The organism is Pseudomonas sp. NPDC089406, from assembly GCF_044900265.1.
Lineage (GTDB): Bacteria > Pseudomonadota > Gammaproteobacteria > Pseudomonadales > Pseudomonadaceae > Aquipseudomonas > Aquipseudomonas fakonensis.
Map to the genome: position 1 here is coordinate 42549 of NZ_JBJDNC010000032.1, position 17324 is coordinate 59872.

The 17324-nt window shown below is 63.6% G+C and carries 7 protein-coding genes; 3 read left to right on the top strand and 4 right to left on the bottom strand.

What is annotated here, in order from left to right:
* Positions 1–17 precede the first annotated feature (17 nt).
* Positions 18–659 carry a GNAT family N-acetyltransferase gene (locus tag ACI2KK_RS21115; protein WP_404670439.1) on the bottom strand — a complete coding sequence of 214 codons (642 nt, stop codon included), beginning with the start codon at positions 657–659 and terminating at the stop codon, positions 18–20.
* Between the two features lie 163 nt (positions 660–822).
* On the opposite strand from ACI2KK_RS21115, the gene xthA reads away from it, so the two are divergent.
* From xthA to ACI2KK_RS21130, 3 genes are all read left to right on the top strand, one after another.
* Positions 823–1635 (top strand): exodeoxyribonuclease III, encoded by an 813-nt coding sequence (gene xthA, locus ACI2KK_RS21120; RefSeq protein ID WP_217884973.1) that lies wholly within the window; start codon positions 823–825, stop codon positions 1633–1635.
* Positions 1636–1716: 81 nt separating this feature from the next.
* The gene (locus tag ACI2KK_RS21125; RefSeq protein WP_369991719.1) at positions 1717–2034 is read left to right on the top strand and encodes a DUF2388 domain-containing protein; all 318 of its coding nucleotides are present in this window, start codon (positions 1717–1719) and stop codon (positions 2032–2034) included.
* A 110-nt stretch (positions 2035–2144) separates the two neighbouring features.
* Complete coding sequence (locus tag ACI2KK_RS21130) at positions 2145–5069, top strand: RHS repeat-associated core domain-containing protein (protein WP_404670440.1); 2925 nt, start codon at positions 2145–2147, stop codon at positions 5067–5069.
* A 107-nt stretch (positions 5070–5176) separates the two neighbouring features.
* On the opposite strand, the gene ACI2KK_RS21135 is transcribed toward ACI2KK_RS21130, so the two are convergent.
* The 3 genes from ACI2KK_RS21135 to ACI2KK_RS21145 all read right to left on the bottom strand — a co-directional run bounded on the left by ACI2KK_RS21135 (position 5177) and on the right by ACI2KK_RS21145 (position 17310).
* Positions 5177–10045 (bottom strand): SpvB/TcaC N-terminal domain-containing protein, encoded by a 4869-nt coding sequence (locus ACI2KK_RS21135; protein WP_404670441.1) that lies wholly within the window; start codon positions 10043–10045, stop codon positions 5177–5179.
* A 113-nt stretch (positions 10046–10158) separates the two neighbouring features.
* Positions 10159–12738, bottom strand: coding sequence for a hypothetical protein (locus ACI2KK_RS21140; RefSeq protein WP_404670442.1), 2580 nt, complete (start codon positions 12736–12738; stop codon positions 10159–10161).
* A gap of 42 nt (positions 12739–12780) precedes the next feature.
* Positions 12781–17310: a neuraminidase-like domain-containing protein gene (locus ACI2KK_RS21145; RefSeq protein ID WP_404670443.1), complete on the bottom strand. Its 4530-nt coding sequence runs from the start codon at positions 17308–17310 to the stop codon at positions 12781–12783.
* Between the last annotated feature and the right edge of the window lie 14 nt (positions 17311–17324).

Sequence of the window (17324 nt, forward strand, 5' to 3'; positions counted from 1 at the left end):
GCCGTCGGAACCTTCGGTCACACTGTTGTCACCTTGGATGACAAAGGGTTGGGATGAAAGAAGACACGCTCCCGTACGGGCCCTATGGCCACTTCGCCGATTTCTTCGTAGCCCTGGCGCTGATAGAACGCCAGGTAGTGCTCGTTGCCGGTGTCCAGCACCACACCCTGGGTATCCGGGCTTTCGGCGCACCAGTCGTGCACCGCCTGCAACAGTTGCTCGCCATGGTGCCGGCCCTGGAACTGCGGGTGCACCGCCAGAAACGGCAGTACATGCACCTTTTCGCTGGGCAGGCAGCCGGTAAGCGCCGCCTGGTAGTCCAGGTAGCGCCGGGTGCAGCGCAGGCCGGTGCCGAGGATCATGCGCAGGCGCCAGGCCCAGCTGTCGGCCACCCCCAGGCGGCGCAGCGGCGGCGCAATCAGTGCCACGCCCACCAGGCGATCCTCCACCAGCAAGCCGATGGCGGGCAACTGCAGGTAGAAATGCTGGCGCAGCCACTCGCGGATCACCACCCGCAGGCGCCGCTCATAACCTGGGCGCTGGGCGTCGAACAGCCAGGCGTAGGTCGGCTCATGCCGGTAGGCGTGGTAGAGCAGCGAACGCGCTTCTCGGGCATAGCCCTCGTCGAGCTGGCAGATACGAGCCGGGGCGTCGGGCATGGCAGGCAGTCCTCCTGGAATGGGCATACAGGGCCTTGGAGGTTTTGAACCGTGCATCGTTCACCTCCTCCAGCACGTTAGCAGCGCCCATACTGGCCTGCCATGCTGGCCGCGACGGCCGATGTCGGCTAGCATCCGTGGCTTTTACCAGGAATGCCTTTCCATGAAAGTCGTCTCTTTCAACATCAACGGCCTGCGCGCCCGCCCGCATCAGTTGGCGGCGCTGATCGACAAGCACCAGCCGGACGTGATCGGCCTGCAGGAAACCAAGGTCAGCGACGACCAGTTCCCCCTCGCCGATGTTCAGGCGCTGGGCTACCACGTGCACTACCACGGCCAGAAGGGCCACTACGGCGTGGCCCTGCTGTCGCGCCAGGCGCCGCTGGAGATTCACAAGGGCTTCAGCACCGATGAAGAAGATGCCCAGCGGCGCTTCATCTGGGGTACCTTCGCCGACGCCAACGGCACCCCGATCACCGTGATGAACGGTTACTTCCCGCAGGGCGAGAGCCGCGACCACCCCACCAAGTTCCCTGCCAAGCAGCGCTTTTACGCCGACCTGCAGGCCTTGCTGGAAAGCCAATTCAAGAATGACCAGCCACTGCTGGTGATGGGCGATGTGAACATCTCGCCGCAAGATTGCGACATCGGCATTGGCGCCGACAACGCCAAGCGCTGGCTGAAGACCGGCAAGTGCAGCTTCTTGCCCGAAGAGCGCGAATGGATGGAACGCCTCAAGGGCTGGGGCCTGGTGGACAGCTTCCGCCACCTGCACCCGGAAGTGGCCGACCGCTTCAGCTGGTTCGACTACCGCAGCCGGGGCTTTGAGGACGAACCCAAGCGCGGCCTGCGCATCGACCTGATCATGGCCTCGCAAGGGCTGCTGCCACGGGTCAAGGCCGCAGGCGTGGACTACGAGCTGCGCGGCATGGAAAAACCTTCGGACCACGCTCCGATCTGGCTGGAACTAAGCTGAGCATGGAACTCAAGGGCCGGCATGCTGCTCCAACCAACATGCAGTAGTTCCCTTGGGCAATACCCTACCGGAGGTCACACCATGCGCCACTTACTGCTCGTTCCGTCGTTACTGCTCCTGCTCCCCGCCGGTGCCGCGCTGGCTCGTGTCGATGCCGGTGACGTCGCCACGTCGGCAGGTGTTTCCGCCTCGCTGTATTCGACCTTCAAGGACGACAAACGGATCATCCCTGCCCGTGACGAGCTGAGTGCCTTCGTTGCCAGTGGTGGCGCCATTCGCGGTGCCTACCTTGAGTCGGCGCTGGAACAGGCGCGCCAGGCCAACCCTGGCATGCAGGTCAGCGATGAAGAGCTGGCCAGGGCGCTGCTGTCGCAGGACGACCCGGTGGCAGGCCACTGATACCAAGGCGTCAACCCGTCGTTCCTTGAGTGTGCTGCGCAAGGGTTTGCCACTAGGTTTGCAAGAACCTCAGGTAAACCCAACCCCAGCATGCTCAAGGAACCATCAGCATGACCTCACGCGTCAATTCATTACACCGCTCATTGCACAGCGGCACCCCCACGGTGTCGATCAATGACAACCGCGGCCTGGCCATTCGGCAAGTCCGTTACCATCGCCACCCCGACACCCCCACCCTTACCGACCCGCGCATCACCCGCCATCAATTCGACCCCCGCGGCCAGCTGGTCTGCAGCATCGACCCGCGCCTGCATGAACGCCAGCAAGCGCAGCCGGGTATCGCGCCCAACTTCACCTACCACCCAAGCCTTGCCGGGCAGATACTGCGCACCGACAGCGTGGATGCCGGCACTACCTATACCCTCGGCGACATCAATGGCCGGCCGCTGTCCAGGGTCGGCGCCAGCGGCGTACTGCGCCGCTGGCACTATGAACAGGCGCCACTCGCCGGGCGTTTGACCGCTCAGGAGCAACAAACCCCGGGCGCAACCGCGCAAGTCACCGAGCGCCTGCTGTACGGCGACAACAGCGCTGCCGCCAGGGGGCGTAACCTGGCCGGGGTGTGCACCAGCCATTTCGATACTGCCGGCCTTGCTGAAACCCTCAGCATCGGGCTTGCCGGCGCGGTGCTGGAGCAGGGCCGAAGCCTGCTTCAGCCTGGCCGCGAAGCGCACTGGCAGGGCGATGACATCAGCGCCTGGCAAGCCCAGCTGGCGGCGCCTCGTTTCACCACCCAGAGCCTGACCGACGCCACCGGCGCGCTGATTGTGCAGCGCGATGCCCAAGGCCATGCGCAGCGCATGGCCTACGACCTGGCCGGGCGTCTGTGCGGCAGCTGGCTTACCCTCAAGAACGGCGTGGAACAGGTGATCCTGCAATCGGCCACCTACAGTGCAAGCGGGCAGGCCCTGCGCGAGCAACAGGGCAATGGCGTGGTCACCACCTACAGCTACGACCCGCGCACCACACGCCTGGCCCGTATCCATGTGCAGCGCCCCGCCGGGCACGCCAGCGGCGCCCGCGTGCTGCAGGACCTGCGCTACCGCTACGACCCGGTGGGCAACGTGCTCGGCGTGCACAACGATGCCGAGGCGACGCGCTTCTGGCGCAACCGCAAGGTGGTGCCCGAGAACCTCTATGTTTACGACAGCCTTTACCAACTGGTGGCTGCCAGTGGCCGCGAAATGGCCGCCCTCGCCAACGGCATCGGCAAACGCCCACCTGCCCTGCAACTCCCCGCCAACGACAACAGCCTCACACCTTATGCCCGCACCTACCATTACGACCGCGCCGACAACCTGACGCGTATCGTCCATGGTGCCACCGCCTCGGGTGCCAGCCACAGCGTGACCATGACCGTCTCGCAGCGCAGCAACCGCGCCGTACCGGCCAACCTGAGCGAAGACCCGGACGCGGTCGATGGTTTCTTCGATGCCGCCGGCAATTTGAGGCAGCTGCAACCGGGCCAAGCCCTGGCCTGGACGCCGCGCGACGAGCTGCAGCAGGTGGCTCTGGTATCGCGCAACGGGCCAGATGACGACCACGAAAGCTACCGTTACGACGCCGGCGGCCAGCGCGTCGAGAAGACCGCCCGGCGCCTGGCTGCCAACAGCACGCTGCACCAGCAGGTGGTGTACCTGCCAGGCCTGGAGGTGCGCACCTGGCTCAACGACGAAACCGTACAGCAAACCCTGCATGTGGTGACCTTCGCCGCAGCAGGGCGAGCCCAGGTACGCGTGCTGTACTGGGAATCCGGGCTGCCCGAGGGCCTCGATAACGGCGCGCCACGCTACAGCTACGGCGACTTGATCGACAGCAGCGGCCTGGAGCTGGACGCACAGGGGCAGGTCATCAGCCAGGAGGAGTACTACCCCTTTGGCGGCACTGCGGTATGGCAGGCGCGCAGCGAGGTGGAAGCTGCATACAAAACCGTGCGCTATGCCGGCAAGGAACAGGACGCCACAGGCCTGTACTACTACGGCCATCGCTACTACCAACCCTGGAGCGGGCGCTGGCTGAACGCCGACCCGGCAGGGGCACTGGACGGCCTGAACCTCTACCGGATGGTGCACAACAACCCCGTGACCCTCAGCGACGCCACCGGGCTGGATGCGCAGGACCAGTTCCATCGCAACTATCGTGCAGTCCAGAGCGCCAGCCTGGTCATTCAGAATACGCTTGAAGACCTCACAGCATTCATCGAATCGAAAAAGCTGGCAGTGTTTCAAGGGGTCATGAAAACGGTCGCCAAGGAAACGCTAGTCATGGCCGCTGGCAAGCTCGCCGGCGAGCTTGGCGCGGTCGCCGGTACGGCTGTTTTCCCGGGGTCTGGGTCGATCGCCGGTTGGGCAGTGGGCACCGCAGCGGGCGCAGCAGCCGGCTCATTGATTGGCGGGCTGATAGCAGACGGCGATCTGGCGCCCAGGCTTGACATGAACGAACAAATCCTCGAGAAAAAACAACGCAAGCGCGAACGTATCAAGGCGTACTTCAAGGACCAGCTCTCAGCCGGGAACCTCAAGGCTCTCACTGCCGATACCTTCATGAATGAAGTGGCAAACGCTGCCGTTGGACACTTGGGTCTGGGTATTCCCGTACCCGTCCCGGTTGTGGCTATGGCAAAGCTTGGGGTAGCACTGAAGGATGCAAAGAACGTTGGTAAGGACGATATCCTTGCCCAGTTGCCCGCAGCGATAGAGACAGTACATCGGACACTCGACGACATGGAGAAAAGTGTCAACGGTGCTTTCCACACGATCGGCTCGTACCCGAAAGGTGAAATCAACAAGCCCCTGGAGCAGAGGGATCATGTGATCACGGTCAACTCTCACCTGCCCTTTAGAAAAAAGATCAAGTCCCAGGCGAGATTCAATGAACACCTGGCAATGGCCAGGGGCGAACTGGAGAAACTGAAGATGACAACGCTGGACCTGGTCAGACAACGCTCGGCAGCCGAGGCAAAACGAGCTGCCTGAACTGTCCGGGACACGCGCTCAAAGCCCTCCCCGGTGACGGCCCGGCCAATCAGGCAGGCCATCGCCGGGGAGGGGCTCACGGCCAGCCGGCGCTGGCCATTACTCGTTTAATTGACACTCGACACCGGCTCACTGGCTTGCTGCCAGGTATCGTTCTCGTCCTCGGCCACCGTGAACCAGGGATACACCTGCACCCGCTGTTCATAATGAACCCACTGGCCGTCGACCTCCTCGCCTGCTGCCCGCACCACCTTGGTCTGGCGCCCCAGTGCATCGTACACATAGGTATCGGCATAGGTGCCTTCCCGGGCGCTGTCGTCGCTCACCCAGCGCCAGTCATCGAGGTAGAACGGCAACCAGGTACGCACCGGCTGCCCCTTGTCATCGAACTCGGTCTTGCCGCTCACCGCCCAGCGCACCGGCGCAGGCTCTATCACCGCCCTGCCCTGGTCATCGGTTTTCAGCCCACCCGCCTCGGTGCGCACCAGCGCATCACCGGAAGGGTTGAGGATGGCCGCCTGCAGCAACTGCCCGCCACCGGTCAGGGTGACCTGCACCCTCACCTGCTGCTGCGGGTCATTGTCGTAGCGGTCGGTCGATACCTGTATGACATGCGGCGGCGTACGGCCCGCCATCACGGCCTCCAACACCAGGCCATCGGCGCGCAAGCGCTGCACGTCACGCTGCCAGGCCAGTTCGCCGCAACGCCGCTCAGGCTCTACGCTGCCGTCGGCGCGCAGCGCCAGGGGCATCCAGCTGTCGGCGACCACAGTGAAAGCCTCGGCCACCGGCACGCCCTTGTGTTCATTGAGCGCCAACGCCTGCTCGACCGTGGCAGGTGGCTCGAAGAGCGTATCCGGGTGGTAGCCGGTCATTACCGGGGTATCGCTGCCTGCCGGTGTTTCGCTGCCGAAAAAACGCATATGGCGCACCCGCCCCAAGGCATCCAGCGTCACTTCGCTGACGTTGTCGTTGCCATCGACCAGCCGCACCGGCTGCAGGAACCGCCAGTCATGAGCCTCTACGCTCAAAACAATGCCTGCGGCATCTGTTACACCGTGCACGGTGATGTCATGAGCGCTGTAACGCAGTTGGTTAGGCCCCATGAGCGTGCTTTCCTGCACGCTCATGGGCAACCAGAAGTGCGCTTCCCCCTGATAAAGGCTGATGCCATGGTGCCCCGCGTATACCTGTTCGACCACAGGGCTGTGAGGCAGCCCGGGCGCGCCGAGCCCCTCGGGATCATGGGGGTCAGACAACTCCTGCGCGTCGGCCGGGCGGCGCATGGCGATATAGCCGCCACGGGCCAGCAGTGCTTCCAGCGACTCCTCCTGCAGCCGCCCTTCAAGTGCCGAACGGACACTATCCAGCCACGCCTCAAGGTCGCCAGGCCATATGCCAGGCTGGCGCACAGCCCACAGCAATGCACGCCAGAATGCCGGCTGCGCCGCCGGGCGCTCCAACTCGCCGCACAACGCCTGACAGCCTGCCTCATCCTGCGGCGCCGCCTCCAGGTAGGCCACTATCACCTGATAGAGGGCGGCCGCACTGGGGGGATCGGGCAAACGCCTGCGCAACCGGGTCAACAGCGGCAGGTCCGCAACCTGATCGTCCAAGGCCCGTTCGACCAGCGCGCCAAGGGTCTGCTCGAAACCAGGGCGCAACGCATCGAGCGAGGCATCGTCCAGCATCGCCGTACGCGTCCAGGCCACCAGCGCCTGGCGCAACGGCACGGGTGACACGCTGATACCGTCCACACCGCGCCAGATCACTTTTTCGAAGCCCGCCAGGGTAACCCGCTCCGGCTCATCCAAAGGCAAGCCCACGTCAAGCAGTGCCTCAACGCTGAACCCGTCCTCAGGGACTTGCGCCTCACTGAAGTGGATCGCGTCGGTGCGTACAGTGGCTGGCAAGCCGATAACGAAGTCATCCCCGCTATCGAGGTTATGCAGGGTGGTGCGGGTCAGCCTGGCCCAGCAGTCGTACTGCTGCGGGTCGCAACTCGCATCGATAAGGCCAGCTGGCAAAGCCTCGGGGTAGATGCGCCGCGCGCCCTCCTCCTGGCTCAGTGCCTGCGGGCTCAACTGGCGCGGGTAATGAACATCGACGCTCTGCAACACGTTGCCATAGCCGTCTGTCTCCAGTACCAGGCTCTGTGCCACCACGGGGTCCTGGGCAATACGCTCGCAGGCGAAGGTCAATGTCTCGGCGACGCTGGCCAGCGCCGAAGGGCGCTGGCTGTCGGCATTGGCGTAGGCCCGCACCTGCAGTCGCGGCCGGGTCACCTGGTAAGGCACGCCGGCCAGTGCCTGGCCATCCTCGCCGTACACTTCGCTGCGCATCGGCTGGCCACGCAAGCCGCGGTACAGCCAGGTGCGCAGTGCTGGCTCAGGGTCGAACGGCTGCTCACCGGCATCGGTCCAGCGGGTGAAGCGTACAGGCTTTGCGGCGAACCCCTGGTCCATGTCGGTAAAAGCGCCTTGCGCCTGCCCGTCGTGCGCCTCGACGCCCGAATGGAACCACATGCAGGTGCGCGCCGGTGGCGATAGCTCAGCGGCGCTCTGCCCGGCGCGCTGGTGGGTATCGGTGCGCACCAACCGGGTAAAGCCGGCGAACTCACGCTCCTGGCCATCCCAGACGCCTCCTGCGTAGCTGGTCTGGCTGCCCAGGCACTGCCCGGTGATCTGGTTCAGCGTGGTGACCCGGCTCAGGGTATGCACCGGGAACGGCAGGTAACTGACCGGCACTTGCCCGGTGCGCCGCAGCACCTCGGCCTTTTCGTCGAGCCAGGCCTGGGCCGAACTGCGGTACTCAAGCAGGGTGCAAGTGCCGGCATTGTCGGTGATGCGGCTCAACAACCAAGGCCGGGTATCGTTGAAACGGTACGACCAACTGCGCGGTGCATTGCCCGACTTGCCATGGGGCACGGTCAGCAGCAGGTCCGCCGTACCCTGCCCGCGCAAATCCGCTACCTGCAACTGGCATGTGCTGTCGAGCACCACCCCGGGCGGCGCCGGGATGAATGGGCCCTCTGCGTAGCGGTTACCGCATTGGCTGACGAACACGCGGATGCCGTCGGCTTGCAGGTAGAGAATGTCCATGCTGCCGGCGCCATCGGTGTCCGCCAGCAACACCCGCGTGGCAGAAAAATCGTTCACGGCAAAACCTGCAATGCTGATCGCCTCGCCGAAACGCCCGTGCCCCAGCGATGGCCACGCGGTCACCCCGCTGCCGCAAATGCGCAGCAAGTGCGACTGGCCACTACCGAACGGATCGTTGAAGGTCACCAGTTGGTGCTGCCCGTCGGCCAGCGACGGCAGTGGCTCGCGCCCCTGGTACTGGCGCGTCACCACGGTAGGCCAGCCCTTCAGGCCGGCAGCGGGGTACAGGCGCAGGCTGTCGGCACCCGAAGCCCCTATCAGCACCACATCCTGCTGCCCATCCCCCCCCAGGTCGACCAGTTGTGCCAATGGGTGCTCGAACTCGGCAGGCAGCGCCGACAACGGCACCAATCCGCCCCAGCTACCATCCGGGGCCAGGGTGAAACTGCCACGCAGGCCATTGCGGGTAACCAGCCATTCAGGCCGGCCGTCGCCGTCCAGGTCGACCAGCGCACCGCTGGCATCACCAGGGCGCAGCGGCAGCACCGCAGGCTCGCCCCAGGTCACGGCGTCCGGCTGCCGGGGGTTGTGAGGTTGTTGACGCTGCGGGGCACGATAGCGCCAGGCGCTGTCATCCATGTACAGCAAGCCCGGCAGCCCTTCGCCATACAAGTCGACCATTTGCCAGGCCGGCGACCAGAAGCCCTCCAGCGCCGCCACCTGCTCCCAGCCGGGCGCAACACCGCCCGGGCGGCTCAGCTCGAACTCCAGGGGCGGCATGACCGTGGCAGGGTCATGGGTCACTTGCGATGCCGACACCAGGACACTGGCCACCTCGCTGCTGTCATAAGCCAGGTGCAGGCGCGACACCAGCTCGGGGGTGTCGTCGTCCAGGCCCTGCATGCGCGCCGTGCGGTGCCACAGCAGCACATCGCGGCATAACCGGCGCAAGCGAACCTCGAAACCCAGGCGCCAGAACGAACAGCAATCCTTGCGCACCGGCCACTCCTGAATGGGCTCCAACGCAGGTGGCTTGGACGGGTCGGCGCCCCGCTCACCGTAGTCGAACAGGGTGAAGGTGAGAAAATCGGCCTCACGAAACGCACCTTGCGGAATCAGCAGCGCCTCTGAGGGCATGGTGTTCATGGCGTATACCGCCTGCGGGTAAACATGGGTCACCAGGGGGTGGTCTGCCAGCTCCTGGGCACTGCAGCCGCTGCCGTCCTCGCCACGATAGCGATACACCACATGTTCGCCGCGGGCAGACACGGTTTCTTCGAGGTACCACTGCGCAACATGGCCAGGGTTGGCCGGGTCATGCAGCCGGGCAGCAGCCGACCAGCCGTACAGCGAAAGGCTGCCATCGGGCAGAAAGTGCAACCAGAAACCCGGCTCGCCAGCGGCGCCTTCTGCCACCCAATGTTCCAGGCGATAGGCCAGGCTGCCCAAGCGTGCCCGCCAGGGGGTGACGGTGTAACTCAGGTCACCCCCGGAAAAGGGCAACCCGGTGACCCTTCGCGAGGGCCCGGCCAGCAGAATTTCCTCACCCGTCGGCCCCAGCAGGCGGTCACTGGCATCATAATTCGGGAAGCCGAAACGGGTCATGCGCGCCACGGCAGGCAGCGGGCAGTCCCAGCCAGCGCCGAACGCACTGTTGCCACCAGAGGATGAATAGTGCAGCTCGAGGCTGGCAGACAGGGCCCTGCCAGCCGGGGATGGCAGCGGCAGTTGCCAGCCAGCGGCGCCATCAGGCCCGCCGGCGGACAACATGCCAGCGCCGATGGCCACCGTACCGCCGCCCTTGGGCAGCGAGGGGGCGGTGTAAAACGGTGTGCGAGGGTGTTGTGAATCCAATGCATGCATTTGTTCGGGCATAAAATGTTCCCGTGCGATGCACGCCCACGGGGCAAATAGCTTCCGGTCACCCGTCAACAAGCAACCACTGACGCCCCTGGGCATGCAACTTCAAGTTGAGGCGAAGGGTAGAGTTAGATATTGATCGAAGCCGTTCGAACAGTTACCGGGAAGTCCGGTAAATCGTTCATGGGCGGAAGGTGAAAACGCAGGGAGAAATCGTTCCCCGTTGCGGTGACATCCCAGGTCATCCCTTGCGCAGTCAGTTCACGTTGAACCGAATCACCAGGCACCATGCTGACACCGACACTTGGCCAACTACTGAGGCTGGTACGCAACCTGGCAAGCCCCAATTTGCTGCTCGGGTTCAACACAATACCTATCTGATGCCGGCGGCCGCGAATGAACGTCAGCGGCTGCCCCGGTGCCACACGCGCCCCGTCGAAAGTGAACCATCCATCACTGTTCAGGTTTCTGCGAACCGCCACGGCAGTAACGCCAAGATGTTCGGTAAAACCAGGCACCGAGACCGACACCGCGAAGACCCCGGTCTGGTCAGCAGTATTGACTAGCCAGTAAGCCAACGGGTTCTCAGCACCAAAAATGGGTAAGGCAACCACTGGAACATCGGCAGGCAACCCTCGATGGAGTTGTGCCCCCGGTATTTTGTTTGGAAGCGGGCTCCCCTCAGTGGGCGTAATACGGATATCGACTTGGCCAGTCAAACAAACAGGTGGGTCACCCGAGACCGTACTGAGTTTGTATTCATCGCTGATGTTGAGAGATACCAGCATGCTATCGCTCAGTTGCCAGGTTTGCGCGAAGCCTTCCACGTGGACTTGCAGCCCAAACTTGCCACTCAACGCGCCCCCCGTCAGCGACCAACCGAGCCCATCGTCATTCAACACTCTTCGGGTGCCATAGTTGGGCACGGCTTTCAAACTGGCCTCGTCCAAACTCCCTTCTTCGAAGGTGATCCAGGCCGCTGGCCAACGACCGGCCCAAAGTTCGCCATCTTTGGGAACTATCTGCAGTTGGTGTTGCGTATTGCGTCGGAACCACGGCGACGATTCGTGCTCGATGGGCTGGCCATCCAGCAGCAATTCAGTCTCTTCCCGCAGATTTGCCGACATCTGAGTGCCATGCAAAGTCAAAGGCATCGCCAGTCTGGCCTGGACCAGAGCCAAGTCGAAACGCCCACGGCTGTCGCCACCCTGGAGCGTCCAACTGATGCCCTGCGAAGTCATGGTCTGCTCGCTGACGGGCGTGAAACTTACCCCCAGTTGCGCTGCGCTGCCGTCGGGCCATTGCAGCTTGATCGGCTTACCGTCGAAGTAGTTGTCGGCACGCCTGGGTTTGAGCATTAGTGTGTGTGAACCTGCCATCTTGAGGTGCAATGCAGCCTCATCGAGTTCGCTGACTGGCTTGCCATCGAACCACACCTCCAGTTCCTCCAGCCAGGGCGCCTTTTCGAATACCGGGAAGCCAAGTACCTGTTGACTGTGCTGCCCCAATTCGTCAACACAAGCCACGGTAAACTCAACCCGGTTGTCAGGCCCCTGCTCGCCGGCCTTGGGGGCATAAACCAGCTTCGCCTCGCCGTCAGCATCAGTGATGGTGCGCTGGTACTCGCGGCCATCGAGCAGCCAGGCCACCTCCCTGCCCTGCGGTAGCCGCGCAGGCACGAAGGGGTTGCCCAAGGTGGCGGTCAATACCGTACTGTTCTGCTCCCCGACAATTGGCACCACGCCATCCCAGGCCGCCTTGACCACCTCATACCGGCCATCGCCGATGCTCAAGTCAAGGCCGTGCAGCGGTGCATGCCAGTAGCTGCCCAGGCCGACAGGCAACGCCCCCGACAACACTTGCGGGTCGCTGTCGGCAGTCAGTTGCCAGCTGGCAGGCGCTGCGTTGGACAGCACCTGGTAGCGATCCTCCTGGTCGGAGTCATCGATATTCAGCACCGGGTCAGCTTCAACCCCGTACTCGACCGGAAGCCCGACGCCTTCGCTACGCCAGAGCAGGCTTGCCTTCTGCCCGTCCCAGGTATCACCCGCTGACGCTTTGACCTCCAACCGATGTGTCGCGCCATGGCACAGTGTGAATGGAGGTGCCACCTGCTGGATATTGGCGCCCTGCGGGTCGACGATCAGGCGTATCTCACCGGCACTGTCGAACGCCGGCAGGCGCCAGGTCAGCCGCACATCACGCACGTACAGCAAGGCCGCCTGGGGTGTGCTGGGAGTCTCCAGGGCAACGCGAATACGCTTCACGCCAGATGGAATCGCAACAGCATCCGGGGTCAGTTCGTGCCAGGTCGGGTCTGCCAATGTCGGCGCCTGCGGGCCTGGCGGGTCGCCCCGCATCGGCTTGCGGTACAACTCGGCCTGTTCCTGATCGCCCTCGAGCTGGTAGACGCTCAAGGTGCACTCGTCGAACCAACTGGCGTTATAGCGGCAGCCCAGCACGCAGTCCGCACGCTCCTCGTCAGCCGGCGCGCCCACCGGCAGCTCGACATCCTGCCAGATACGCTGGGTCGCGCGCAGCCCTACATAGGTGCCACCGTCGTCAGACCGGTAGTGCGCGAAATCCAGGTTTCTACAGCGCCAGGCGCCGCTACCGTCCTGCTTGATGCTGCCTTCAGGGAACGAAGGTGCTTCGAGTAAATGGTGGCCAGGCGTATCAGCGCCCGCCAGTGCAGTGTTCTTGTTCATGATCATTTCCGTATGCAAGGGTATTCAAGTGATGCAACCGGCTCAGGCAAGCGAGCGCGGTTGCTTTAGTGCCTCGCCCCTGGCGAGCAGCTCTTCGACTTGCGTTTCGAACAGCTCCCCGCCATGCAGGGCGAAGTAGTAAACGTCGACGATGATGTCGCTCAGCCCCTCGAACAGCTCGGCCTGCCCCTGGTGACGGGGGAACCGCAGCCGCCAGTCGGAGACTGCGCCGGTGCCCTCGAAGGGCAGGTAGCGATCGTCGGTTTCAGCGCCGGTGAACAAGCCTTTGTCGTGGCTTGCCACCGACAGGCAAACCTGCTGCGAGGGGCGCAAGCTGGTCTTCACATGGGTTTCGCTGGTGGTTTCGTTGTCACCTGCCAGGTCCGGTGACAACAGCAGCACACCTTCGAAGTCCGGCTTGACCAACAGCCGGCTGGCCGTCTGGGTGAGCATGGCGCGCACGTTCTGGTAGGGCCCGAGCAAGGCCGGCAGGGTCAGTGCTACCGAGTGCAGGCGGCGCAGGTAATGGCCGGGGTAATCCTTGTTGAACAAGGTTTCGGTCAAGCGGAAGCTCAGCTCGCCATGCTCCAGCAGCGCCTGGCGCAGCGCTTGCCAATCGTCGAGCACACTGCCGCTGTGGTCGCTGACCAGTCCCTGTTCAAGCAACGCCTGCAGCGAGACGGTCTTGCGAATCTCCAGGTGCCGCTCGTTGCGCAACAACGACTCGGCCTCCAGCCGTTGCAATTCCAGCTTCAAACTGCCCCCGGCGTTCAAACCATGGCGACCGTCATCCCAGGCCACTGGCCGAATGATCGGCTTAGCGAAATTGCCGGTTTCGTACTGCCAACAAGCTTCGGTGCTGTAGCACAGCTCGCAGGCCATGCCGAACAGGCTCCGGTGCCAGGCCAATGCCTGGGCCCGCAACCAGCCATACAGGGCCTCGCTGCTGGTTCTGTTGCAGTAGAAGGTATGCAACTGCTCGGCATGCTTGAACGCTTTCTGGCTCTGCGCCAAGGCATTTGCGGCGCCCTGCGTGGCCAGCCGCTGAACATCCAGTTGCTTGTCGATCGCATCAAGCTCCCTTTCAGCCTGCCTGGCGTGCAGTTGCCACTCCTGTCGGCGGCGCTCATACCCGGCCCGCTCCCTCACCACTTCGCCGGCGCCAAGCGAGGCGATGGCGGTGGACTCGATGGCCAGCCCTGCAGCCCGCATCGGGCCACCAATGCGCGACCCGCCATTGGCAAGGCCGAACACGTTCGGCACCGCATCACTGGTATAACCTGCCCCGATCAAGCCACTGGCGACACCCGACAGTAGGCGGCCGACCCCTTGTAACGACATCGCGGCCAGTTCTTCATCCGAGATATTGCCGTCGTAAAGCGCTGCATAATGCTCTTGGCGCTGTTCGATGGCCTTGCGCTGCACGCCCAAGGCTTGCTCTTGCATGAGCTGCTGCTGATGAAACTGCTGCTGGACGTCGATGGTGTAATGCGCAATTTCCGCAGCCTGCTTGAACTGCAGTGTTTCAAGCTGGGTACGCTCCCCCAACTCCAGGTAGCCCCGTAGCATCTCGCCAAACTGGATCAAGGTGTTCACCGTATCCTGCGCCTTGGCCAGCAAGGTACGGAAGCGGTAGGCCGGTACCCTGGCCATGGTCCCCATGAGGTGCGACAGGTTGGCCTGCCCGCCCATGCGCGTCGCGAGCAGGTCGAACGGGTTGGCCACTGGCGCATACAGCGGCAGGCGCATGGGCACGCCATCGATGGTCAGGAAGTGCCGCAAGTTGGCGAAGCGCTGCTCCAGCAGGCTCCAGGTGTCCAGCAACTGGCGGTTGACCGGCAGGCGAAATGCAGGGTGCGCCGCCGACCCGGCCCAGAAGAAGGTCGACATCTGTTTGGGCAGATCCGCCGGCAGGCGTTGCTGCCCCTGCTCGCCTGACGGCAATTCAGCCGGCGCCGCTGCCAGCAGTTCGCCCACGGTTTTCGCCTGCCAGGTATCGATTGCCCGCGCATCAGGTGCCTCACCCATCAGGTCCGCTGCCATGCGGTAAAGCTGCCAGGCATTGGCCAGGCTATCCCGTGTCTGGCGGCGGTACAGCAGGTCCGCCTCGCCGATCAGCAGGCCCACATACTGTGCGAACACCGCCTTGCGGTAATGAGACGGCGCGTGCAGGGCAATGGCATGGGGGTCGGTCAGTTCGTGCTCAAGCCCGGCGGCCTGGGTATCCTCCTGCAGTATCCACGCGCAATTCCAGTAGTCGGTGCCTGGGTGGCGCACCGATTGCAGCTTGTGCTGCGGGTCGAAGATCAGCCCGAGCCAACGGCGCGCCTCTGCATGGCGCTCCTCTTCCTGAAGCCGTGAAGCGATCAGGTGCGGTACATGGAAGAACAGCTCACGCAGGTACAGGCCATTGGCATCGTAGAGGTCCATCAGCGGGTCGGCGGCGCTTGGCCGCCAGCCTTGATAAGCCATGCCCGACGCCCCCGCCACATAGGCAGGCTCGCGCAAATGTTGTGCATCCCAGGCGAACACCGCCTGCGGGGAGGCTTCGGCGCGGTTGATCAAGTCTGGTACATGCTGCGAGTTCAGGCGTGCGGCAAGGGGTGCGTGCGCACCACCGATGTACTCGAAGACCAGGAAGTCAGTGCCGCTCGACTGGCGATCGATATAGGGCGTTACCACCGCATCCACCATGTCACCCCGGGTCAAGGTGAAGCTAGACTCCTCCCCTGCCGCGCCGAAGGTTACGTTGATGCTGTCGCCTGGGGTTTGCGGCCACTCATGCACGACCCAATCGGTAGCCGCAGCGCCGTTGAGCGTGAGCTCGCCTTCCCAGAGGCTGGTATTGGCAGCCTTAAACGCCATGCTTACAGGCTTGGCCTGGCGTACAGTGGCGGTAATGACATTGCCAGAACTTGCCAGAGGTTGGCGGGCTGCGCCATCGATGCTGAGCTCGAAACCGGCCCCGTCACGAACGGCCTGTGGCCCGTAACCGCCCAGCGTGTCGCTCAGGCTGGCCAGGTCCAGCGATGCCCGTGCTTCGTACCAGCCGTAGCTGTTTTGCTCGAAGGCCGTCTTCAGGATGCGGGTGTCCTGGGCATTCGGGTGCGTCAATACCATCTGCTCGAAGCTCGGCGCACCTCGCAACCTGCAGCGCAGTTCCAGTTCGTCGCGGCCGGTGGAGTACACATCGACAAATAACCAGTTGCCGTCGGGCAATGCCTTGTAGCTGAAAATGTTGATGCCCACCGGGACCGCCTGGGTGACTACACGCGCCGAACGGGCGCGCAGGTGCAGCCGGTGCGAGCCTTCTCGCCGTGGTTCAAGCAGGGCATCCAGTGCCATGTAGCGGTCGTTGCCGGCACCCGGCTTGATGCTCCTGAGCGCTCTCTCGCTGCCGGCAACCCGTCGCTGCAAAGCCACCTTGCCGGCGCTTTCTTCGAAGTATCTGAAAAGCCAGGCGCGCGCGGCCAGGTCAAGCGCGTCAGCAGCGGGCGTCACGCGTTTGAGTACATCGCGCTGCACGCTGTAGGACTGCTCGTAGGTATCCGCGTCTTTCTTGCCGACCGCAACGAGCAACTGATCGTCGCTGCCCTGGGCACCCGCCACCGCTAGTGCCAGCAACCTGTAGGGCGCCAGGTCGAACGGGGTACCCGTTGGCAGGTCCAGGTTCCAGCTGGATAGCGTCTCTGGCGTGGACCATTGCCGGTCTAGCCCCAGGTACATCACCTCCAGGCTAAACGGATACCGGCGGGTCTGTTCACCGCTGACCTCCAGCGCCGTGCCATGGTGCAGCCAGGCCAGGTACAGCCGCCCGCAGAACATCACCAGCCGCGCCTGGACCACGCTTTGCCCGGCAGGCATGCTGATCGCCTGCCACTCACTCCAGGCATCCGGCTGGATAAAGGTAGACGCCTGGTCCAGCCTCACCTTTGCCTTGCGCCAGTAGTAACGCGGCGGCGAGGCAGTATCCTTGCCCAGCAGGTAGTAGTCGGTATTGGCCAGGCTGTGGCCGGCAAACCGGCCTTCATCGTGGTGCGGGCCCGGGTAGTCGATGTAACCGGACTGCACACGGATACTGTTCTGAAACTCGTATTGCCTGAGGTAGTTCAACAGCGCCCGCTGGGTGCTGGCATCGTCGATCCGGCCTTGCCCCAACTCGCTCTCCAGGGCCTGGAACAGCTGCGTTCTGCCCGGTCGCAGGTCGGCACGGATGTAATTCTCGGGGTAGTCCTCGAGCATCTGATAGGCCGCCCATACCGAATAGCTCGACATGGCCTGCTGCCAGAACGCCCGCAGCCCCGGTGCAAACTGCCCGTCGTAGCCGGGCTCGATATTGTTGAAAATCGCGTTGAGGTAGCCTTGCGTACACGCCAGGGCTTCGGCCAGGTACGAAGTGGTTACGGCCGACGTGCACTGGGTGTCCATCATCAGGTAATGATCCAGGTGCTCGGCGGTGATCATGTTCAGTGCCGAGGCCTGCAGCCTGCCAGGCAGGACATGGTGCACGGCAAAGGCACTCAGCGCGTCACGCCATTGTTCGGCCAGGCGTTGAGTCAGTAATAGTTCCATGGGGTTCTCGATTT